Raw genomic sequence first — 20,250 nt, 5'->3', positions numbered from 1 at the left:
GGCGGCAACCCGGGTCCGGGGCCCGGGAAGCCCGTGCGGTCGCCCGCCCGCCCCGGGGCGGATCAGCTAGAGAGCTTGCGCATCAGCCGGACGCCCTGGGCCGCCGTCAGGTGCGGCAGGTACGCCTTGCCGATCGCCCGGGTGATGCCGGGCAGCGCGGCCGGGTCGGGGTACGCCATGTACATCGGCCGGTACTCCGGCTGGAACTTCGCCTTGAAGGCCAGCAGCGAGCGGAAGCCGTACACCGGCTCCAGCACCTTGCCCATCCAGTCCAGCATCCGCTGCAGCCCGGTGGGCTCCTCGTCCTGCCCGGTGCGGGCCAGCGGCGCGCCCGACAGCGACAGGAAGCGCGCGCCCTCCTCCTTGAAGCCGAGCGCGGCCGAGGCGATCAGGAACTCGCTGACGCCGCGGAAGCCGTCCGAGCGCCGGCGCATGAAGTCCAGCGTCCAGCCGACCGGCACGCCGTCCTCGTACACCGGCATCCAGCTGGTCAGCCCGTGCACCACCCGCTGCTCGTCCACCGCGATCAGCACCCGCACGTCCGGGTCGTCCAGCTCCGCCAGCCCGCCGAGCGTGAAGCCCATCTCCGGCAGGCCCTTCTCGGAGACCCACTCCTCGGAGATCGCCCGGATCTGCTCCCGCAGGGCGAGCGGCGCCTCGTGGTACGCCCACCACTCCGCGGAGATGCCCTGCTTGCCGGCCTTGTTGAGGGCGGTGCGGATGTCCTGCCACTTGCGGCCGGTGAAGGCCAGCTCGGGCAGCGGCACCACGGTGTCCTCGGCGACCTGCAGCGAGCGCCAGCCGAGCCGCGCGGCGGCGTCCCTGGTCTCGCCGCAGACGCTGTAGAAGCACGGCGTCCAGCCGCGCGCGTCGCAGTACCGGGCGAAGCCGGCCACCGCCCCGGCGCGGTCCTCCGGCGCGCCGAACGGGTCGCCGGTGGTCAGCGCGACGGTGCCCACCACCCGGTAGGCGACGGCCGCCCGGCCCTGCTCGTCGAACCAGTAGTGGTTGCCGTCCCAGGTGGCGATGAACGAGAGCGTCCCGCCGCCGTGCTCGGTCAGCAGCGCCCGCGCCCGTCCGGCCGCCGCCGCGTCGGTGTGCAGCACCGGACGGCGGAAGACGGAGAGCAGCACGGCCAGCGCGACCGCCCAGAACGCCAGCCCGCAGTACGTCTCCAGGAACCGCGCCACCGGCCCGACCGCGATCGGGTAGTCCGGCAGCAGGTCGTTGTACGCGGGCGGCAGGAACTGGGCCGGCAGCCCGGCCACCAGCCGGCGGGCGGTCGCCCCCGGCTCGAACTCCCCGGCCGCCAGCCGCCCGACCCCCACGTAGGTGGCCGCGGAGGCGAGCGCCGCGCCGCCGAGCACCAGGGCCAGCCGGCGCACCGAGCTGCCGGACAGCCGCAGCGGGAAGCGCTTGCGGGTGGCCACCAGCAGGGCGGTGGTCAGCAGCGGCAGCAGCAGCGCCTCGACGAAGTACTGCACCACGTCCCGGCTCACCGGCCCGGCGTCCAGGTACAGCCAGCACAGCAGCGCGGCCCAGAGCAGCTCGGTGGCCACGGTGACCAGCCAGGCCAGCCGCAGCCCCCGGCGCAGCCCCTCGGCGAGCACCAGCAGCAGCGCCGGGAAGAGCGCGGCCATCATCCGGCCCGGGGTGTCGAAGATCCGGACGACGGCGTGCGCGCGGGCGCAGTCGTGCGCCGACAGCGCGCAGAAGTCGGCGACCTCGTCCGGGCTGAGCCGGTGCGAGAAGTACAGCTCGGAGAAGGTGTTGAACGGTCCGCTGGCGTTGTCGTACAGCGAGGCGAGCAGCGGCCCGAAGGCGGCGGCGACCAGGCAGAGCGCGACCAGCACCCGGGTCTCGGAGTGCGAGGAGCGGTGCGTGCGCAGGTGCGGGCGGCCCCGGCTGACCAGCGCGCCCAGGCCGAGCCCGGCCAGCGCGGCGGCGCACCGCTGGACGCTCTGCAGGTGGCCCACGTACAGCGTCATCACCAGCGGGACGAGCAGCACCAGCAGGTGCAGCCGGCGGCGCCAGAGCACGGTGAGCCGGTACCCGAGCACCCCCGCCAGCGCGAACACGCCGACGCCGGGGCCGACCGAGATCTGGTCGGCCACCGAGGCGGTCCACTGCTCCCCCGCCGAGGAGCCGAAGGCGACCAGCGCGGTGCCCAGCAGGGTGCCGACGACCTGCCCGCCGACCAGCACCGCGAGGGTGCGCGGCCGCCCGAGCCGGTGCTCGGCGGCCGGGCCGACCAGGAGCAGCAGCAGGCTGGTGAACACGTACGAGCCGCTGCCGGAGCACCAGAACATCGAGGTGACCGGCGTCCACCAGTGGCCCTCGGCCAGCGTGGGCAGGCCGATCCCGGCCCGGTCCAGCAGCCGTTCGGACGGGCCGTGGCCCAGGCTCCCGGTGGCCGCGCCGAGCAGCCAGAGCCCGGCCAGCAGGGTCAGCGTCAGCGGCGCCGAGCGCAGCCGGGAGCCGAGCGCCCTGGCCGCCCGCCGGACCCGCTGCGGGCGCGGCTCCGCGGTGCGGGTGACCGGGGCCCGGTCGGTGCTTCGCCCGGCCGTGCGCTCCGCCTCCGGCCCCGGCTTGCGCTGCTCGCCGACGGTGGCCAGCGCGGTTCCCGCCCCGGTCACCGCGTCAGCCCGGTCTGCTGGGCGAGCCACGGGAGCTGCTGGACGATGCCGGGGCGGAAGACGACCCAGCCGTGGCCGCCCGGCATCAGGTCGAACTTGGACTTCATTCCGGCCGCCTGCGCGGCCCGGTAGACCTTCTCCATCTGCGGTCTGAACTCCTCGTCGGTCTCGCCGACGACCAACGCGACGTTGGTGTCCGGGAATTTCCTGCGGGCCATCACCTGGAGCGGATCGACCGCGTCGAACTTCTTCTCGTCACCGCCGAAGGCGGCCTTGACGGTCTGTTCCCGGCTGCCCAGGGTCGGTTCCTCCTGCCCGGACATGTCGAGGACGGTGCCGTACACGTCGGACGCGTTGACGCCGAGCTGGAGCGCGCAGGTGCCGCCCATCGAGGCGCCCCCGATCGCCCACGCGGTGCGGCCGGTCGCGGCCTGGAGGTTCTGGTGGACCCAGTCCGGCACGTCCACGGCCAGGTACGTCTGGGTCTTGGCGATCTTGGAGTCGAGGCAGAGCGTGTTGGCCCAGGTGGAGCCGAGCTGATCGGGCATCACCACGATCGGCGCGAGGCCGCCGTGGTCCGCGGCGAAGGCGTCCAGCGCCTCGTTGATCTGCGCGGAGAGCACCCAGTCCCCCGGGACGCCGGGCTGGCCGGTGATCATCACGACCACCGGCAGCAGCGGCCGCGGGGTGGCCTGGTAGGCGGGCGGCAGGTAGACGTACGCGTCGCGGGCCTTGAAGCCCGACCTGGTGCCGGGGATCGGCACCACCGAGACGGTGCCCTTCTCGGGCAGGTCCGCCGGGGGCTTCCAGACCTCCTCCAGCGACTTGCCGGGCGGGGCGCTCATGATCTGGCCCGCCTTGGTGGCGACCAGCCCGTCGGTCCTGGTCAGCCAGGGCGCCAGCATCACGCGCCCGCTCGGGAACTGGCCGAAGCCGATGTTGACCTCGGAGGAGGACATCAGCAGCACCAGGCCGCTCAGGCCCAGTGCGAGCCCCCGGCGCCGCCAGGTGAGCCGGCGCAGCCGGTAGCCGACCAGGCAGAGCCCGAGCAGGGCGACGGCTATCCACCAGGTGACGTACCGGGGAGTGCCCTCGGGGAAGGGGTGCCACCAGCCGTCGACCACCACGTCCAGCAGCCAGCTGAGCGCGGCCGCGGTGAACAGTGCGGCGGGTAGGCGGACCCGCCACCAGCTGCGGCCGCGGCCGATGGCTAGCGCGAACAGCGCCGCCCAGCCTGCCGCCAGCACGGCGTGCGGGATCAGGCCCTCGGTGAGCGGCCAGTCGATCGGGTTCCAGCGGGAGGCAAGGGTCAGCGTGGTCATGCGGCTTTGCCCGGCGGGGTGGTGTCGGCCAGGAAACCGTAGGCGACGACGTTGCCGTCGTAGCCGTGTTCCTCACTGTACGAACCGCCGCAGGTGATGACCCGCAGCTGTGCGTCAGCGGCCTGACGATAGACCCGGTCGTCCGGGAAGTCCTTTCGGTCGTGCACTTCGATGGCGTAGAGCTGGTAGACGGCGGTGGCGCCGTCCGCCCGGGCGATCTCGATCCGATCCCCGCGACGGAGCGCGCCCAGATGATAGAAGACCGCGGGGCCGGCCTTGTTGTCGACGTGTCCTGCCAGGATCGCGGTGCCGCGCTGGCCGGGGCTGGCCCCGCCGCGGTACCAGCCCGCCAGGTTGCGGTCCGCCTCGGGCGGGGTCTGGAGACGGCCGGCGCCGTCCAGCCCGAGCGCGGTGACCGGGGCGTCCAGCCGCACCGCCGGGATGCGGATCCGGGTCGGCGCGGACGGGCCGAGCGGCGGCACGATCGAGACCGGCGCGATCCCGGCCTGGGCCTGGCCGGCCCCCGGCGCGGGCGGCAGCGACGAACCTCCGTCGTGCAGCAGCCAGGCTCCGAGGACCAGCGCGGCCCCGGCCGCCAGGGTGCCCGGCCACGGGCCCCTGCTCTGCTGGACGCCCATGGGCGCTCCCCTCTGCCGACGGAACCCCGCTTCCTGGGAGTTTCCTGGGAACAATTCAACCGGAACGGACTGTAAGGCACGTCCATACGACGGTCGTACCGGCACCCGCCGATCGGCAGGGCGGACGGCCTCTTTTCTGCGCCGCGTGGGCGCCCGGTCGCGGAGCGCGACGGCCGCCCCCCGCGCACGATCGCCGCGGGTGCACGCCCGACACGAGCTACCGACGGTTCAACGGACCCGATCGGTTGCGTCGTTCGAGCGATCACTCACGAGCTCGCGCTGCGCCTCTTCGACCGGCCCCGCCCTCGTGCCATGCTGACCCGGTTACGGGTTGTATCACCCACTTGTCCGACCGGACTCCGCACTCCCGCACGCCGCCCGCCCGCCCGCCCCACGAACGGAGTGACCATGGAAGCCCTCTCACGCCGCACCCTGCTGACGGCCGGCGCCGCCACCGCCGCCACCCTGGCGGCCGGGTGCGGCAGCAACCACGCCACCGGCGAGGAGCGGGCGACCGGCAGCACCGCGCCGGCCACCGGAGCGGCCGACGAGCAGGGCGCCACTCCGGCCCCGGCCCCGCTCCCCCGGCCGCAGCCGGTCCTGATCGGTGACGGCTCCACCTCGGACACCGGCGCCCAGCCGCACCAGCCCGTCCCCGACCGGCTGCAGCCCGGCCAGCGCCCGCCGCAGTTCGTGGTCTTCTCCTGGGACGGCGCCGGCGAGCTCGACAACGGCCTGTTCGCCCGCTTCCGCCGACTGGCCCGGGACCACGACGCGAAGATGACCTTCTTCCTCAGCGGCCTCTACCTGCTGCCCGAGTCCAAGAAGGACCTCTACCGCCCGCCGCAGCACAAGGCCGGCGCCTCCGACATCGGCTACCTGAGCGACCAGCACATCCGCGACACCCTGGAGAACGTGCACGCGGCCTGGCTGGAGGGCCACGAGATCGGGACCCACTTCAACGGCCACTTCTGCGGCTCCACGGGCGTCGGCGCGTGGTCCCCGGAGGAGTGGGACAGCGAGATCCAGCAGGCGATGGACTTCGTGACGAACTGGCGCACCAACACCGGCTTCACCGACCTGCCCGCGCTGCCCTTCGACTACCGCAAGGAGCTGATCGGCAGCCGCACCCCCTGCCTGGAGGGCCAGCGCAACCTGCTGCCCACCGCGGTCAGGCGCGGCTGGCGCTACGACAGCAGCGGCAACGGCACCCAGGTGTGGCCGCAGAAGATCCAGGGCGGCGCGCTGTGGGACCTCCCGCTGCAGTCCATCCCGTTCCCCGGGCACACCTTCCAGGTGCTCTCGATGGACTACAACATCATGTACAACCAGTGCGGCCCCAACACCAAGGCCGACCCGGCGCTCCACCCCGGCTTCCAGACCCAGGCCCGCGACGCCTACCTGATGGGGTTCGACCGCACCTACAACGGCAACCGGGCGCCGTACGTCATCGGCAACCACTTCGAGGAGTGGAACGGCGGCATCTACATGAACGCCGTCGAGGACGTCCTCAGGACCATCGCGGACAAGCCGGAGGTCCGGCTGGTCTCCTTCCGGCAGCTGGTCGACTGGCTGGACGCCCAGGACCCGGCGGTGCTGCGCAAGCTCCAGACCCTCGCCCCGGGGCAGTCCCCGGCCGGCGGCTGGGAGGCCTTCCTCGGCGCCCCGGCGGGGGCCGCGCCCCCCGCCACGGCCCCCGCCACGGCCCCCGCCGGCGCCACCGCCGGCTGACCGTCAGGCCTTCGTCCGCACCCGGCCGGAGAGCACCGCGCCGAGCAGCGCCACCCCGGCCATCGACAGCAGGATCACCGCGAAGGCGCCGGGCGAGCCGGCCTCCCCGCCGCCCCCGTGGGCGGCGGCGAGCGAGCCGCCGCCCAGCGCCGCGAACATCACCCCGGCCAGACCGGTCAGCAGCACATTGCCCAGCGCGTCGCTCATCTGGAGCGCGGCCGAGTTGGCCCCGGCGTCCTCCGGCGTGGAGAGCTTCATCATCAGCACGCTGACGCTCGCGATGGCCATCCCCATCCCGACGCCGCCGACGCCCCAGGCCACCGACGCGGCCCAGGCCGGCACCGCCGGGAACAGCACCAGCGCGGCGCCCGAGATCGCCACCGCAGTCAGCACGAAGCCGCCCCGGATCATCGCCGTGCGGTAGCGCTCCGCCCCGGGCCGGCCCTGGAGCCAGGAGCCGAGCGCCCAGGTGAGACCGCCGCTGGTCAGGGTCAGGCCGGCCAGCGTCGGCGAGAGCTCACGCTGGGTGGTCATCATCAGCGGGATGAAGGCCTCGGCGGCGAAGAACGCCCCCGCGGCCACCCCGCGCAGCAGGATCACGGCCGGCAGTCCCCGGCCGGCCCGCAGGGTCCGCGCCGGCAGCAGGCCGAGGACCGCCGGCACCAGCAGCGCCGCCCCGGCGATCCCGGGGACCAGTCCGATCAGGTCGCGCCGCTGGCCCGCGTACTGCAGCAGGCCGGCGCCGACCGCCGCCATCGCGGCCAGCAGGGTACGACGGCGGTCGAAGGCCGCGCCCCTGGCCACCGGGTGCTCCCGCTCGGTGCGGGCCAGTGCCGGGCCCATCACGGCCAGCGGCAGCAGGATCAGCACCGGCACGGCCAGGAACACCCAGCGCCACCCCAGGTGCTGGGTGACGGCCCCGGAGACCAGCGGACCGATGATCGAGGGCAGCACCCAGGCCGAGGAGAAGGCCGCGAACACCGCGGGCCGCAGCCGCTCCGGGTAGGCCCGGCCGACCACCACGTACAGGGCGACGATCACCAGCCCGCCGCCGAGGCCCTGGATGGCCCGCCCGGCCACGAACACCCACATCCCGGGTGCCGTCCCGGCCACCACCAGCCCCACGCCGAACACGGCGATGCCGCTGAACAGCGGCCGCAGCGGGCCGCTCCGGTCGCACCACTGGCCGGAGACGACCAGGGCGAACAGGGTGGTGGTGAAGTAGCCGGAGAAGGCGAACGCGTACAGCCCGAGCCCGTTCAGCTCGCGGGCCGCGGTCGGCATCGCGGTGTTGACGGCCGTCGCCTCGAAGGCGATCACCAGGACCACCGAGACGATCCCCAGCGTCAGGGCACGGTAGCGGCCGCCGAGGACCCCACCACCGGGGTCGTCGTCGAGGGGTATCGGTACGGGGTCGACCGAGGTGGGGGAGGCAGTGGTCATACGTAACATCGTAAGAGCCGTCTGCCCCGATGACCCCTGACCCCGGTCGGTGATCTCCTCGGCCGCAAGGCCTAGGACGGGCCCCGGGACCCAGGACGGGCCCCGGCCGGGACCGCGGCGGAGGTCAGTGCAGCACCTTGAGGCCCACCACGCCGGAGACGATCAGCAGCAGGCAGGCGATCCGGGCCATGGTCACCGCATCCCCCAGGACAGCCATGCCGTAGACCGCGGTGCCGACCGCTCCGATGCCCACCCAGACGGCGTAGCCGGTGCCGATCGGAATGGTGCGCATCGCGTACGCCAGGCCGCCCATGCTGAACAGCAGTGCGATGCCGAAGACGAGGCTGGGAACGAGGCGGGTGAAGCCCTTGGACGATTCCAGGGCGACCGCCCAAACGGTCTCCAGGACACCCGAGACGATCAGAACGAGCCAGGCCATGACGGTGGTACCTCCGCAGTCCACAGCGGCCGGATTGCCGCTGAACTGCGCCGTCTTGTCGTCACCGGGTACGACGCGCTCGTCCGGGGTGGCGGAAATACCGCCACCTGTCCCCGACGGTAGCACACCTTGCCATACAGAATTTACATAAGGGCATTGACCCCTCTCCCCCGGATCGGCCACTATGAATTCACTGGCCGTGTGCCCGAGTGGCTTAGGGAACCGTCTGCAAAGCGGTGCACGCGGGTTCGATTCCCGCCATGGCCTCACCGGAAAAGGGAATTGCCGGTCGACTCCGAAAGTCGGCCGGCAATTTCCTTTCCCTGCTTTCCGCCTTTTCCGGGAGCTCCCGGTCCGTCCCGGGAGCTCCCGGTCAGGCGGTGACGGCGTCCTCCGCCCGGATCGGCAGCCGGCCGACCGGCAGGCCGGTGGCGGCGCGCACGGCCGCGGCGACGGCCGCCGGGGCGACCACCGCGGGCACGGCTCCGACCGCCTTCGCGCCGAACGGGGCCACCACGTCGCGCTCCTCCAGCAGCGCGGCGATCCGCACCTCCGGGGTGTCCAGCGCGGTGGGCAGCCGGTAGCCGGTGAGCGAGGGGTTCAGCAGCACCCCGCCCTCCGTCCGCAGGTCCTCCAGCAGCGCCAGGCCCACTCCCTGGGCCACCCCCGCCTCGATCCGGTCCTCGATCTGGCGCGGGTTCAGCGCCCGGCCGACGTCCTGGGCGACCGTCATCTCGACCACCCGCACGGCGCCCAGCTCGATGTCCACGTCCACCACCGCACGCATCGCGCAGAACGAGATGGAGACGAAGGCGTCGCCCTGCCCGGCCTCGTCCAGCGGCTCGGTGGGGTGCGGGCGGCACTGCGCGGTGGCCCAGAGCTCCTTGCCCTCCAGCGCCTCGGCGACCGGCATGCCGAGCACCCCGTCGTACGAGGTGATCTTGCCGTCGGCGATCTGGAGCAGCTCCGCGGACATCCCGAAGTTCGCCGCGATCGGCTGCAGCAGCTGGTGGCGGACCATCAGCGCGGCCCGCTCGACGGCGCCGCCGGAGACCCAGGTGTGCCGGCCGCGGGCGGACGGCCCGGCGATCGACTGGTCGCTGTCGGCCGGGGCGATGTAGACCTCGCTGACGCCCAGCACGGTCTGCACGATCTGCCGGGCCAGCGTGGCGAAGCCCTGCCCGGCGTCGACCGCCGCGCAGATCACCGTGGCGTGGTCCCCGCTGACCCGCACGGTCGCCGTGGAGACCTCGTCCTCGCCCTCGGCGCCCAGCATGTGCACCATGCCGACGGCGTAGCCGATCCCGCGCCGCACCGCCGCCGGGTCGCCCGCGCCGCCGGGCCCGCCGGGCAGCAGCCACTCGGCGTCCGGGTCGTCCACCGGCAGGGCCGGCAGCGGCTCGGCGGCGACCGCGTCCAGCAGGGCGCGCACCGGCGCCGGGCAGGTGACGGCCTGACCGGTGGGCAGCGGGTCGCCGGTGGACATCGCGTTGCGGCGGCGGATCTCCACCGGGTCCACGCCGATCCGGGCGGCCAGCTGGTCCAGCTGCGACTCGTACGCGAAGCAGGCCTGCAGGGCGCCCTCGCCGCGCATCCGGCCGGCCGGCGGGTTGTTGGTGCGCACCGCCCAGGCGTCCACGAAGACGTTCGGGCAGACGTACGGACCGGCCGAGAAGGCCGTCGCGGCGGCCAGCGCCTCGGCGGAGACGTCCGCGTAGGCGCCGCCGTCCAGCAGGATCTGCGCCTCGACCTTCACCAGCGTGCCCTCGGCGTCGGCGTGGTGGCGGTAGCGCAGGAGCGCGGGGTGGCGCGAGGCGTGGGTGTGGAAGGACTCCTCGCGGGTGAGCGTCATCTTCACCGGCCGCCCGGTGCGCAGCGCCAGCAGGGCCAGGGTGACCTGGAACGAGAGGTCCTCGCGGTCGGTGGTGGCGCCGGGCACGCCGGTGACCACCAGCCGGACCCGGTCCGGCTCCAGGCCCAGGCAGGCGGCGGTGCGGTCGCGGTCGCCGTGCGGGTCGGTGGAGGACAGGTGCAGCTCGACGCCGCCGTCCGGGCGCGGTACGGCCAGCCCGGCCTCGGCGCCGAGCGGGGCCGGGTCCTGCCGGCCGACCTGGTAGAGGCCCTCGACGACGATCTCGCCGACCGCGTCCGGGTCCCCGGTGCGCAGCGGCAGGTGGCGGAACAGGTTGCCGTCCGGGTGCAGCGGCGGCGCGGTGAAGGCCTGCTCCGGGTCGGTGACGGCCTCCAGCGGCTCGTAGTCGACCGCGATCAGGCCGACCGCCAGCCGGGCGGTGTCCGGGTGGTCGGCGGCCACCGCGGCGATCGGCTCGCCGTGGTGGCGCACCACGCCGGCGGCCAGCACCGGCCGGTCGGCGACGATCGGCCCGGCCGGGGCGCCGTCGGGGGTGCCGTCCGGTCCGGGCGGCAGGTCGGCGGCGGTGACCACGGCGTGCACGCCGGGCAGCGCCAGCGCGGCCGAGGTGTCGATGCCCCGGATCCGGGCGTGCGGGTGCGGAGAGCGCAGCACCGCGCCCCACAGCAGCCCCTCGGCCCACAGGTCGGCCGCGTACGGGTAGATGCCGAGCGCCTTGGGCAGCGCGTCGCTGCGCAGCGGGGAGCTGCCCAGGCCGATCGGCTCCGGTGCGCCGCCCTCGCCGCCGTCCTGCTGGAGTGCTGCGCCGATGTCGGTAGGCGACGTCATGATGCGTGGTCGTCCTCGGGGAGCCGGATGCCGTGGGCGGGGGTGGCACCGTACGGGACACCGGCCGGGGCGCCGCCCTCGGCCGGGGCACCGTGCGGGTGCGGGGCGGCGTACGGGGTGCCGTGCGGCGGCGTGCCGTCGTAGACGGAGCCGGGCAGCGGGGTCCCGTGCGCGGGGGTGGGCTCGTAGACCGGGGCGTCGTACCCGGTGTCGTAGCCGTTCTGCTGCTGGTGGCCGTCCGGGTAGGGCACGTAGGTGCCGTGCGCGGGGGTGGCCTGGTACGGCTGCTCGGGGTAGCCCTGCGGCGGGTAGTACACCTGGTCGTCGGCGGCCTGGGCGGGGATCCGGGCGGGGATGTCGTCCCGGATCGGGGCCAGCACGGTGGTGTCGTACACGCCGGTGTCGTAGCCGCCCTGGGGGTCGCCGTACGGCAGCCCGGCCGGGGCCTGCTCGACGGCGGGCTGTGCCATGGCGTGCTGTTCCACGGCGGGCTGCGCCGGGTGGTGCTGCTCGGCGGCGTGCTGCTCCGGGTGGTAATGCTCCGCCGGGTGGGTGACCGGGTGGGCCTCGACGGGCTGCTGCGGGACGTGCTCGATCCAGGCGTCGGCGTCGGCGTAGACCGGCGGCTCGACGGCCTGCCCGGGTTCGACCGGCGCGTCCACCGGCACGTCGGCGGGCGGTTCGGCGACCGGCTCGGCCGGTCCCCCGGGGGCGGGCCCGGCGGCCTGCGCGGCGGCCTCGGCGAGCGCGGCGGCCTCCTCCGCCTCCTCGGCCTCCGCCGCGCGGGCGTCCGCGACGGTCTGGACGGCGGCCAGCACGCCCCGGTAGCCGGTGCAGCGGCAGAGGTTGCCGCACAGCGCCTGACGGGCCTCCACCTCGGTGGGCCGGTGGTTGCGCTGGAGCAGGTCGTGCACCGCCATCGCCATGCCGGGGGTGCAGTAGCCGCACTGGACGGCGCCGGAGGCGGCCAGCGCCTGCTGGACGGCGCTCGCGCCGCCGGCGGCGGACAGGCCCTCGACGGTGCTGATCTCGCTGTCCGCGGCCAGGGCGGCTGGCACCAGGCAGCCGGCCACCAGCTGGCCGTCCACCTGCACCGAGCAGGCCCCGCACTCGCCCTGCTCGCAGCCGTCCTTGGCGCCGGCCAGGCCGAGCCGCTCGCGCAGCACGTAGAGCAGGCTCTCGCCGATCCACGCGTCGGTGACGGGCCGTTCGAAACCGTTGACCCGCAGCGTGTACGAGGCGCACGGGCGCAGCTCGCGGCTGACCTGCGGGGAGAGGCCGAGCGGGTCGGCGTCCAGGGTCTCGATGGGGTCTGTGGTCACTTCAGCGCCCTTCCCAGTGCCCGTCGGGCCAGCACCGATACGGTACGCCGCAACCGAACCGCGGCCGCGGTCGGCCCCTCGGTCACGGCCTCCCAGGCGCCCTCGGCGCCGTAGTTGTCGGGGACGCAGGCGGCGGCCACGTACTCGCCGAAGGCGGCGGTCGCGGCCGGGTCGATCTCCCGGCTGCCGTCCCAGTCGATGCAGCCGGCCACCCAGGCCTCGGCCTCCAGCGGGCGCAGCGGCACCGGCGCGACGGCCCCGACGGCGCAGCGCACCGAGCGCCGGGCCGGGTCGAGGACCAGGGCGACGGAGGCGGTGGCGCGGGCCGGTCCGCTGCGGCCGGTGGCCTTGAGGAAGACCTGCGGGGCGTGCAGCAGCGGGACGCGCACCCAGGTGAGCAGTTCGCCGGGGCGCACCGGGTCGAGTCCGGTGAGCAGGTGACTGACCGGCACCTCGCGGGTGCCCCCGGCCCGGGCCAGGGTGATGCTGGCCTCCAGCGCGGTGAGCACCGGGAGGGTGTCGCCGGCCGGGGCGGCGGTGACGATGTTCCCGCCGAGGGTGCCGACGTTGCGGACCTGCGGCGGGCCGGCGGTGCGGGCGGCGTCGGCGAGCGCGGGGATGAGCGCCGCGAAGTCGGGGCGGTCCATCCGGGCGTGGGTTAGTCCGGCGCCGAGCACGGCCGTGCCGCCGTCCTCGTAGCGCCAGCCGCGCAGTTCGGTGATCCGGCCGAGGCCGACCAGGGCGGCGGGGCGCAGTCGGCCGGCGTTGACGGCCTCCATCAGGTCGGTGGCTCCGGCCACCGGTACCGCGGCCGGGGCGGCGGCCAGCGCGTCGACGGCCTCGTCGAGGGAGGCCGGCAGCATGATCGTCCGGTTCACCTGGGTCCCACCGTGCTCCACTTGCTCATCGATCGCCTGCCGCCCGCCGGCCTTCGGCCGTACTGTCCTGCGTCAGCAGCCCGGCCTGGCCCGTAGGGTACGGGCGATCGGGCCGGGTTGGGCAACTCTGGCACACAATGCTCGATGATCATTTCGGGACCGGTGAACGGGACTGCCCGATTGGGACTGATACCGGGCGGTATCTGCCCCGACCCGCTCCGGGCCAGGGCAGATGTTCATCAGTTCTTGACGTCGGACGACCGCTCAGAAGTTCCCCGCGGGTAGGACCGGGGCGTTTCCCGCGGGTCTTCGCCGGGTCCGGCAGGCCCCGCGGGACACCCCCTACCGCACCGGCGGCGGGCCCTCGATCGGCCGGCCGAGCACCCCGGGGCGGCGCTGCCACGGGTGCGGACCGTCGGCCGGGCGGTACTCGACGCCGAGCGCGTCCAGCGCCCTCAGGTGCGTCGCCAGCCGCTGCTCGAAACCGGCGAAGTCCCGCTCGGCCGGCTCGGCGGGCAGCTCCGACCAGGCGACCTCGGCGAAGGCGACCAGCCGGGGGAAGGCCCGGTAGTCGATGTCCCGGGCGCTGTCCATGAACTCGCTCCACAGGTTGGCCTGGGTGCCGATCACGTGCCGGGCGGCGGCCTCGTCCAGCTGCTCGGGGACCGGCTCGAACCGGTAGACGTCCTCCAGCGTGCGCACGAATCCGACCGGGATCGGCTCGTCCGGTCCGTCCGCCTGCCGGTGGTCGAAGTAGACGTGCTGCTCGGGGCACATCACCACGTCGTGCCCGGCCTTCGCGGCGGCGACCCCGCCGCCGAAGCCGCGCCAGGAGGAGACGGCGGCGCCCGGCGCGAGCCCGCCCTCCAGGATCTCGTCCCAGCCGATCAGCCGGCGGCCGCGGTCGGCCAGCCAGCCGTCGAAGTGCCGGATGAGGTGGCTCTGCAGTTCGTCCTCGTTGGCCAGGCCCAGCTCGCGTATCCGGGCCTGCGCGGCGGCGCTGTCCTTCCACTGCTCCTTGGGGCACTCGTCGCCGCCGAGGTGGATGAACTCGGACGGGAAGAGCTCCAGGACCTCCTCCAGCACGCCCTCGAAGAAGCGCAGGGTCTCCTCGGAGGCGTTGAGCACGTTGTGGCTCACCCCCCAGTCGGTCCAGACCCCGAGCGCGGCGGTGTCCACCACGTCGGTGTTGCCCAGCTCGGGGTAGGCGGACACGGCGGCCTGGGTGTGGCCGGGCAGGTCGATCTCCGGGACGACGGTGACCCCGCGGGCGGCCGCGTAGGCGACGATCTCGCGCAGGTCGTCCTGGGTGTAGTAGCCGCCGTGCGGGCGGTCGTCGCGGCGCTGCCCGGCCCGGTAGCCGACCATCGAGCGCTCCCGCCAGGCGCCGCGCCCGGTCAGCCTCGGGTAGCGCTTGATCTCCACCCGCCAGCCCTGGTCGTCGGTCAGGTGCAGGTGCAGCACGTTGAGCTTGTGCGCGGCCAGCAGGTCGACGAAGCGCAGCACGTCCGACTTGGGCAGGAAGTGCCGGGCGACGTCGAGCAGCGCGCCGCGCCAGCCGAACCGGGGGGCGTCCGCGATGTCGGCGCCGGGCAGGACCCAGCCCTCGCGGCGCAGCGGCGAGCGGCGGTAGGCGTCCGGCCCGAGCAACTGCCGCAGGGTCTGCGCGCCCCACAGCGCTCCGGCCGGGCCGCCCGCGGCGAGCAGGGCGTGGCCGGGGCGCACCGTGATCCGGTACGCCTCGGCGGCGAGCGTCCGGTCCTCGACCAGCTCGATGCCCGAACCCGGCCGGCCCGGGCCGAGCGGCAGCCCGGTGGCGGCGGACAGTGTGGTCCGCAGCCAGCGCTCGGCGTCGGCCAGCGCGGGGGGTGCGGTCAGCGTGGTGGCGGAGTCGAGCGGGTAGTCCTCGTCCGGGCGGCGAACGGCACTCGACGGTGCGGGAATGAGGTCCATTCCGACATCCTGCCCACGCCCCGACGATTGGCATAGACCACCGGGGAAACCCTGGTGCTATGCAAAACGGCGTTGTGCGCGGCGCCGCGGACTACTTGTTGTCGCCGTCGCCGCCCTGCGGCTTGCCGATGCCGTCGTAGATCTCCTTGCACATGGGGCAGACCGGGTACTTCTTCGGGTCGCGCCCGGGCACCCACACCTTGCCGCAGAGCGCCACCACGGGAGACCCGGAGAGGGCACTCTCCATGATCTTGTCCTTCTGGACGTAGTGCGCGAAGCGCTCGTGGTCGCCGTCCCCGTGGGACACCTGTGGGACGGGCTCGACCAGGGTGCCGGTGCCGAGGCCGCGCTCGGGCTCAAGAGTGCTCATGGGTGCCAAGTCTATGGGGGCCTCCGGAAACCCGGCCAGTGTCGCGGCGCGGGGCCGGTCGGCTCAGTTCATCGTGGGGTCGTCCGGGTAGGTCGCCAGCAGGGCGAGCGGGCCGCGCTGGCGGCGCAGGACCGCACGCCACAGCCGCTCCGGCTCGGGACTGGAGACGTCCCCCGGCTCGCAGTCCACCAGGTACCAGGCGCCGCTCTCCAGCTCCGCCTCCAGCTGCCCCGGCGACCAGCCGGCGTACCCGGCGAAGATCCGCAGGCTGCCCAGCTCCCCGGCCAGCACCTCGGGCGGCGCCTCCAGGTCCACCAGGCCGATCGCGCCGTGCACCCGGCGCCAGCCGAGCGGCTCGCCGGTGCCCGGCTCCCCCGGTGCCACCGCGAGGCCGAGCGCCGAGTCCAGCGCCACCGGGCCGCCCTGGAACACCACGGCCGGCTGTCCGACGAGTCTGTTCCAGCCGTCCAGCACGCTTCCCACCTCGACCGGCGTCGGCCGGTTGAGGACCACGCCGAGCGCCCCCTCGACGTCGTGGTCGAGGAGCAGCACCACCGCCCGCGCGAAGTTCGGGTCGGTGAGCAGGGGCGTCGCGACGAGCAGACAGCCGGTGTGGGACCGGCCTCCGTGCGAATGGGCCGCCGTCATGCCCACATGATCCCGCAGAACGGCACCGCTCGGACACCGCAACACCCGGAAACCCCCACGCCGGACGAACACCCGTACGGCCGCACCGGGGGGCGGGCGCGGGCCCGGAGAGAGCACCATCACGGGAGAGGCTCACGGGAACCAACGGAGCGCCTACTACCATCTACGTCTGGTGGACGCCCATACGGTGCCGACTCGGTTTCGCCGGGGGCCCGAACGCGCCCGTACGAACGGTCCACCACCGGCTCTCTCCCGGAGCCGCCCTTTCCGACTCCTCTGGCACCCCGGATTGCGAGAACGATGACCGACGACGTCCTGCTGGTCCATGGCGGAAATCCGCTCGAAGGCGAGATCCGCGTCCGCGGTGCGAAGAACCTGGTGCCCAAGGCCATGGTCGCCGCCCTCCTCGGGCAGGGCCCCAGCAGACTGCGCAACGTCCCGGACATCCGCGACGTCAAGGTGGTCCGCGGCCTGCTGCAGCTGCACGGCGTGACCGTGCGCACCGGTGACGAGGACGGCGAGCTGATCCTCGACCCCTCGCACGTCGAGAGCGCCAACGTCGCCGACATCGACGCGCACGCCGGCTCCTCGCGGATCCCGATCCTGTTCTGCGGCCCGCTGCTGCACCGCCTCGGCCACGCCTTCATCCCCGGCCTCGGCGGCTGCGACATCGGCGGCCGCCCCGTCGACTTCCACTTCGAGGTGCTGCGCCAGTTCGGCGCCACCATCGAGAAGCACCCGCAGGGCACCTACCTGGTCGCCGCGCAGCGGCTGCGCGGCACCAAGATCGAGCTGCCCTACCCCTCGGTCGGCGCGACCGAGCAGGTGCTGCTCACCGCCGTCCTCGCCGAGGGCGTCACCGAGCTGCGCAACGCGGCCATCGAGCCGGAGATCGTCGACCTGATCTGCGTGCTGCAGAAGATGGGCGCGATCATCACGCTGGGCACCGACCGGACGATCCTGATCACCGGCGTGGACGAGCTGAACGGCTACAACCACCGCGCGCTGCCGGACCGCCTGGAGGCGGCCTCCTGGGCCTGCGCGGCGCTGGCCACCAAGGGCGACATCTACGTCCGCGGCGCCCGCCAGCTGGAGATGATGACCTTCCTGAACACCTTCCGGAAGGTCGGCGGCGCCTTCGAGGTGGACGACGAGGGCATCCGCTTCTGGCACCCGGGCGGCGAGCTCAAGGCGATCGCCCTGGAGACCGACGTGCACCCGGGCTTCCAGACCGACTGGCAGCAGCCGCTGGTGGTCGCGCTGACCCAGGCCACCGGCCTGTCCATCGTCCACGAGACGGTGTACGAGTCGCGGCTCGGCTTCACCGGCGCGCTGAACCAGATGGGCGCGCACATCCAGCTCTACCGCGAGTGCCTGGGCGGCACGCCGTGCCGCTTCGGCGCCCGCAACTTCCTGCACTCCGCGGTCGTCTCCGGCCCGTCCAAGCTGATCGGCTCCGAGCTGGTCATCCCGGACCTGCGCGGCGGCTTCTCGTACCTGATCGCGGCGCTGGCGGCCGAGGGCACCTCGACCGTGCACGGCATCGACCTGATCAACCGCGGCTACGAGAACTTCATGGACAAGCTGCGCGACCTGGGCGCCCACGTCGAGCTGCCCAGCGAGCAGCTGGTCGACGCCTGACGGTCCGGTCCCAACGGCGAGAGGCCGGGCTCCCCAGCGGGGAGCCCGGCCTCTCGGGCGTTCAAGGGGTGGCTCAGGCAGCGCCCTTGGCGGCTTCCTTCAGCTTCGAGCCGGCGCTCACCTTGGCGCTGTAGCCCGCGGCGATCTGGATCGGCTCGCCGGTCTGCGGGTTGCGGGCGGTGCGGGCAGCGCGGTGGGTGCGCTCGAAGGTCAGGAAACCGGGGATGGTGACCTTCTCGTCGCCCTTGGCGACGACCTCGCCGACGATCTCGGCGAAGGCGGCCAGAACGGCGTCGGCGTCCTTGCGGGTCACCTCGGCGCGCTCGGACAGCGCGGCCACCAGCTCACTGCGGTTCATGTGTACTCCTGTGGTCTGTTCGCTTGCGGTGCGCGGGGGCCCATCGGTGCTCCCACCGGGGGGCACCCGGATGGGCCGCAGGTCCGCACACTGTGCTCATGCAGGCAATGCGTGGTCGCAGGCCGGGTCCGTACCCGATGCCGCGCGCCGGAGCCGTCGAAGGCCCACCCGCCCGCCTGGATACGAATCCTGCCCCGACCGGCCCCGAGAAAGCCAATCGGGCCCCGGGCGAGCCACCCGAACATCGCCCGCTCGCTGGAGGTGTGACGCTCCGTCGGCTCCGGCGGACCGGGCGCGGGCGGCGGTCGGGACGACACGCCGGAAGACCAGGGGGACGTTCCGTACTTGTCGGACACGCCTGCCCCGTGCAGGGCTACGGTACGCCCTAGGACTGACAAGCCCAAACACGCCCCTCGCCCTTGTGTCGCAAGGGTTCGGGGCGGGCTGGGCGGGTATGGCCCTCATTCGTACATTTGAGCGATCTGTGACACGTCGCCCGACCCGGTCGTCAGAGCTTGACGACGGGGAACGCGGCGGTGTCCAGGGTGCCGACGATGCCGGGGGTCGGACGGGCCGGCGCGGGGTCCTCCTGGGCCCCCGCCAGGGCCGCCTCGCGCACCGCGGAGGCGACGGTCTTGGCGACGTCCTTGTGGAACACGCTCGGGATGATGTAGTTCGCGTTCAGCTCGTCGTCCGCCACGGTGGTGGCCAGCGCCCGGGCGGCGGCGATCATCATCTCGGTGTTGACGGTGCGGCTCTGGGCGTCCAGCAGGCCGCGGAAGACGCCCGGGAAGACCAGCACGTTGTTGATCTGGTTCGGGAAGTCGCTGCGGCCGGTGGCGACCACGGCGGCGGTCTGCCGGGCGATGGCCGGGTCGACCTCCGGGTCCGGGTTGGCCAGCGCGAAGACGATCGAGTCCTCCGCCATGGTGGCCAGGTCGTCGCCGTCCAGGACGTTCGGGGCCGAGACGCCGATGAAGACGTCGGCGCCCGCCACGGCCTCCTTGAGGCTGCCGGTGCGGCCCGAGCGGTTGGTGTGCTCGGCGATCCAGCGCAGGTTCTCGTTGAGGTCCCCGCGGCCCAGGTGGACCACACCGTGCACGTCCGCCACGGTGGCGTGCTCGACGCCGGCCGCCATCAGCAGCTTGAGGATCGCGGTGCCGGCGGCGCCGGCGCCCGACATCACCACCCGGATGTCGGCGATCCGCTTGCCGACCACCTTCAGCGCGTTGGTGAGGGCGGCCAGCACCACGATCGCGGTGCCGTGCTGGTCGTCGTGGAAGACCGGGATGTCCAGGGCCTCGCGCAGCCGGGCCTCGATCTCGAAGCAGCGCGGCGCGGAGATGTCCTCCAGGTTGATCCCGGCGAAGCCCGGGGCGATCGCCCTGACGATGGCGACGATCTCGTCGGTGTCCTGGGTGTCCAGGCAGATCGGCCAGGCGTCGATCCCGGCGAAGCGCTTGAACAGGGCCGCCTTGCCCTCCATGACCGGCAGCGCGGCCTCGGGGCCGATGTTGCCCAGGCCCAGCACCGCCGAGCCGTCGGTGACCACGGCGACGCTGTTGCGCTTGATGGTCAGGCGGCGCGCGTCCTCGGGGTTCTCCGCGATCGCCATGCAGACCCGGGCGACGCCGGGGGTGTAGATCATGCTGAGGTCGTCACGGTTGCGGATCGGCAGCTTCGAGGACATCTCGATCTTGCCGCCGAGGTGCATCAGGAAAGTGCGGTCCGAGACCTTGCCGATCGACACGCCGTCGATCGCGCGCAGCTTCTCGACGATCTCCTCGCCGTGCGCGACCGAGGAAGCCGCCACCGTGACGTCGATCCGCAGCGCCTCCAGGCCGGAGGCGGTGACGTCGAGACCGGTCACCGACCCGCCGGAGGACTCCACGGCCGTGGTGATCGCACTGACGGCGTTGCCCCGGGCCGGGACCTCCAGCCGTACCGTGATCGAGTTGGAGACACTGGGCACCGTCGCCATCGACGCTTCCTTCTTCCGTCTGTCCCGCAGGCTCAACATTTTGTTGAAGGCATCGCCCGCGCATGCTAGACCTCGATCGTCGCACCTTCCAAGGGGTAGCCAGAAATAACGTTCATTGAGTGTGCGGACCCGACAATCCCGCCCAATGGCCGCCGGTCCCCGCCGCTCACTCCTTGCCTCTCCCGGCCG

15 protein-coding genes, 1 tRNA gene and 1 riboswitch are annotated in these 20,250 nt (G+C 73.6%); of the genes, 3 read left to right on the top strand and 13 right to left on the bottom strand.

What is annotated here, in order from left to right; genetic code table 11:
- Window positions 1-62 precede the first annotated feature (62 nt).
- The 3 genes from ACFVHV_RS17580 to ACFVHV_RS17570 are packed head-to-tail and all read right to left on the bottom strand — an operon-like array spanning window position 63 to window position 4,596.
- Window positions 63-2,636, bottom strand: coding sequence for a rhomboid family intramembrane serine protease (locus ACFVHV_RS17580; RefSeq protein ID WP_380351914.1), 2,574 nt, complete (start codon window positions 2,634-2,636; stop codon window positions 63-65).
- Window positions 2,633-3,958, bottom strand: a complete 1,326-nt coding sequence (locus tag ACFVHV_RS17575) for an alpha/beta hydrolase-fold protein (protein ID WP_359904212.1) — start codon at window positions 3,956-3,958, stop codon at window positions 2,633-2,635. Before ACFVHV_RS17575 ends, ACFVHV_RS17580 begins: the two co-directional genes overlap by 4 nt.
- Entirely contained in the window at window positions 3,955-4,596 is a 642-nt protein-coding gene (locus ACFVHV_RS17570) for a class F sortase (RefSeq protein WP_380351913.1), read from the bottom strand. The genes ACFVHV_RS17575 and ACFVHV_RS17570 overlap by 4 nt, the downstream gene beginning before the upstream one ends.
- A gap of 408 nt (window positions 4,597-5,004) precedes the next feature.
- Between ACFVHV_RS17570 and ACFVHV_RS17565 the strand changes: the two genes are divergently transcribed.
- Window positions 5,005-6,327, top strand: a complete 1,323-nt coding sequence (locus tag ACFVHV_RS17565) for a hypothetical protein (RefSeq protein WP_380351911.1) — start codon at window positions 5,005-5,007, stop codon at window positions 6,325-6,327.
- Window positions 6,328-6,330: 3 nt separating this feature from the next.
- Here the strand turns inward: ACFVHV_RS17565 and ACFVHV_RS17560 are convergent, their stop codons facing one another.
- Both ACFVHV_RS17560 and ACFVHV_RS17555 read right to left on the bottom strand, forming a co-directional pair.
- The gene (locus ACFVHV_RS17560) at window positions 6,331-7,770 is read right to left on the bottom strand and encodes an MFS transporter (protein ID WP_380351909.1); all 1,440 of its coding nucleotides are present in this window, start codon (window positions 7,768-7,770) and stop codon (window positions 6,331-6,333) included.
- 124 nt (window positions 7,771-7,894) lie between these two features.
- Window positions 7,895-8,209 (bottom strand): SMR family transporter, encoded by a 315-nt coding sequence (locus tag ACFVHV_RS17555; protein ID WP_359904224.1) that lies wholly within the window; start codon window positions 8,207-8,209, stop codon window positions 7,895-7,897.
- Window positions 8,210-8,253: 44 nt separating this feature from the next.
- Window positions 8,254-8,319: riboswitch (guanidine-III (ykkC-III) riboswitch) on the bottom strand.
- Window positions 8,320-8,404: 85 nt separating this feature from the next.
- Between ACFVHV_RS17555 and ACFVHV_RS17550 the strand changes: the two genes are divergently transcribed.
- A tRNA-Cys gene (locus ACFVHV_RS17550) sits at window positions 8,405-8,476 on the top strand.
- Between the two features lie 106 nt (window positions 8,477-8,582).
- Here the strand turns inward: ACFVHV_RS17550 and ACFVHV_RS17545 are convergent.
- The 6 genes from ACFVHV_RS17545 to ACFVHV_RS17520 form a co-directional block, all read right to left on the bottom strand.
- A complete protein-coding gene (locus tag ACFVHV_RS17545; protein WP_359904227.1) occupies window positions 8,583-10,910 on the bottom strand; it encodes a xanthine dehydrogenase family protein molybdopterin-binding subunit in 2,328 nt (775 codons plus the stop codon).
- The gene (locus ACFVHV_RS17540) at window positions 10,907-12,232 is read right to left on the bottom strand and encodes a 2Fe-2S iron-sulfur cluster-binding protein (RefSeq protein WP_380351907.1); all 1,326 of its coding nucleotides are present in this window, start codon (window positions 12,230-12,232) and stop codon (window positions 10,907-10,909) included. The genes ACFVHV_RS17545 and ACFVHV_RS17540 overlap by 4 nt, the downstream gene beginning before the upstream one ends.
- Window positions 12,229-13,095 (bottom strand): FAD binding domain-containing protein, encoded by an 867-nt coding sequence (locus ACFVHV_RS17535; RefSeq protein WP_380351942.1) that lies wholly within the window; start codon window positions 13,093-13,095, stop codon window positions 12,229-12,231. The genes ACFVHV_RS17540 and ACFVHV_RS17535 overlap by 4 nt, the downstream gene beginning before the upstream one ends.
- Before the next feature lie 357 nt (window positions 13,096-13,452).
- The gene (locus ACFVHV_RS17530; RefSeq protein WP_359904230.1) at window positions 13,453-15,063 is read right to left on the bottom strand and encodes a beta-N-acetylhexosaminidase; all 1,611 of its coding nucleotides are present in this window, start codon (window positions 15,061-15,063) and stop codon (window positions 13,453-13,455) included.
- Between the two features lie 91 nt (window positions 15,064-15,154).
- Entirely contained in the window at window positions 15,155-15,433 is a 279-nt protein-coding gene (locus tag ACFVHV_RS17525; RefSeq protein WP_359904233.1) for a DUF3039 domain-containing protein, read from the bottom strand.
- Between the two features lie 63 nt (window positions 15,434-15,496).
- Complete coding sequence (locus ACFVHV_RS17520) at window positions 15,497-16,081, bottom strand: YqgE/AlgH family protein (RefSeq protein WP_359904235.1); 585 nt, start codon at window positions 16,079-16,081, stop codon at window positions 15,497-15,499.
- Between the two features lie 300 nt (window positions 16,082-16,381).
- Between ACFVHV_RS17520 and murA the strand changes: the two genes are divergently transcribed.
- Window positions 16,382-17,722, top strand: coding sequence for a UDP-N-acetylglucosamine 1-carboxyvinyltransferase (gene murA / locus ACFVHV_RS17515; protein WP_359904238.1), 1,341 nt, complete (start codon window positions 16,382-16,384; stop codon window positions 17,720-17,722).
- 73 nt (window positions 17,723-17,795) lie between these two features.
- Here murA and ACFVHV_RS17510 read toward each other — a convergent pair whose 3' ends face one another.
- Window positions 17,796-18,080: an HU family DNA-binding protein gene (locus tag ACFVHV_RS17510; RefSeq protein WP_030242980.1), complete on the bottom strand. Its 285-nt coding sequence runs from the start codon at window positions 18,078-18,080 to the stop codon at window positions 17,796-17,798.
- Window positions 18,081-18,588: 508 nt separating this feature from the next.
- Window positions 18,589-20,061, bottom strand: a complete 1,473-nt coding sequence (locus ACFVHV_RS17505) for an NAD-dependent malic enzyme (protein ID WP_359904241.1) — start codon at window positions 20,059-20,061, stop codon at window positions 18,589-18,591.
- Between the last annotated feature and the right edge of the window lie 189 nt (window positions 20,062-20,250).

It is taken from the genome of Kitasatospora sp. NPDC127116, from assembly GCF_042677365.1.
In the GTDB taxonomy this organism is placed as follows: Bacteria; Actinomycetota; Actinomycetes; order Streptomycetales; family Streptomycetaceae; genus Kitasatospora; species Kitasatospora lactacystinica.
The sequence above is the reverse complement of the archived record's forward strand: the minus strand, read 5'-3'. Positions and strand labels throughout refer to the sequence as shown.

Coding starts and splice junctions, on each gene's coding strand:
- ACFVHV_RS17575 (WP_359904212.1), bottom strand. CDS start 3,958: ATGACCACGCTGACCCTTGCCTCCCGCTGGAACCCGATCGACTGGCCG.
- ACFVHV_RS17570 (WP_380351913.1), bottom strand. CDS start 4,596: ATGGGCGTCCAGCAGAGCAGGGGCCCGTGGCCGGGCACCCTGGCGGCC.
- ACFVHV_RS17565 (WP_380351911.1), top strand. CDS start 5,005: ATGGAAGCCCTCTCACGCCGCACCCTGCTGACGGCCGGCGCCGCCACC.
- ACFVHV_RS17560 (WP_380351909.1), bottom strand. CDS start 7,770: ATGACCACTGCCTCCCCCACCTCGGTCGACCCCGTACCGATACCCCTC.
- ACFVHV_RS17555 (WP_359904224.1), bottom strand. CDS start 8,209: ATGGCCTGGCTCGTTCTGATCGTCTCGGGTGTCCTGGAGACCGTTTGG.
- ACFVHV_RS17545 (WP_359904227.1), bottom strand. CDS start 10,910: ATGACGTCGCCTACCGACATCGGCGCAGCACTCCAGCAGGACGGCGGC.
- ACFVHV_RS17535 (WP_380351942.1), bottom strand. CDS start 13,095: ATGCTGCCGGCCTCCCTCGACGAGGCCGTCGACGCGCTGGCCGCCGCC.
- ACFVHV_RS17530 (WP_359904230.1), bottom strand. CDS start 15,063: ATGGACCTCATTCCCGCACCGTCGAGTGCCGTTCGCCGCCCGGACGAG.
- ACFVHV_RS17525 (WP_359904233.1), bottom strand. CDS start 15,433: ATGAGCACTCTTGAGCCCGAGCGCGGCCTCGGCACCGGCACCCTGGTC.
- ACFVHV_RS17520 (WP_359904235.1), bottom strand. CDS start 16,081: ATGACGGCGGCCCATTCGCACGGAGGCCGGTCCCACACCGGCTGTCTG.
- murA (WP_359904238.1), top strand. CDS start 16,382: ATGACCGACGACGTCCTGCTGGTCCATGGCGGAAATCCGCTCGAAGGC.
- ACFVHV_RS17510 (WP_030242980.1), bottom strand. CDS start 18,080: ATGAACCGCAGTGAGCTGGTGGCCGCGCTGTCCGAGCGCGCCGAGGTG.
- ACFVHV_RS17505 (WP_359904241.1), bottom strand. CDS start 20,061: ATGGCGACGGTGCCCAGTGTCTCCAACTCGATCACGGTACGGCTGGAG.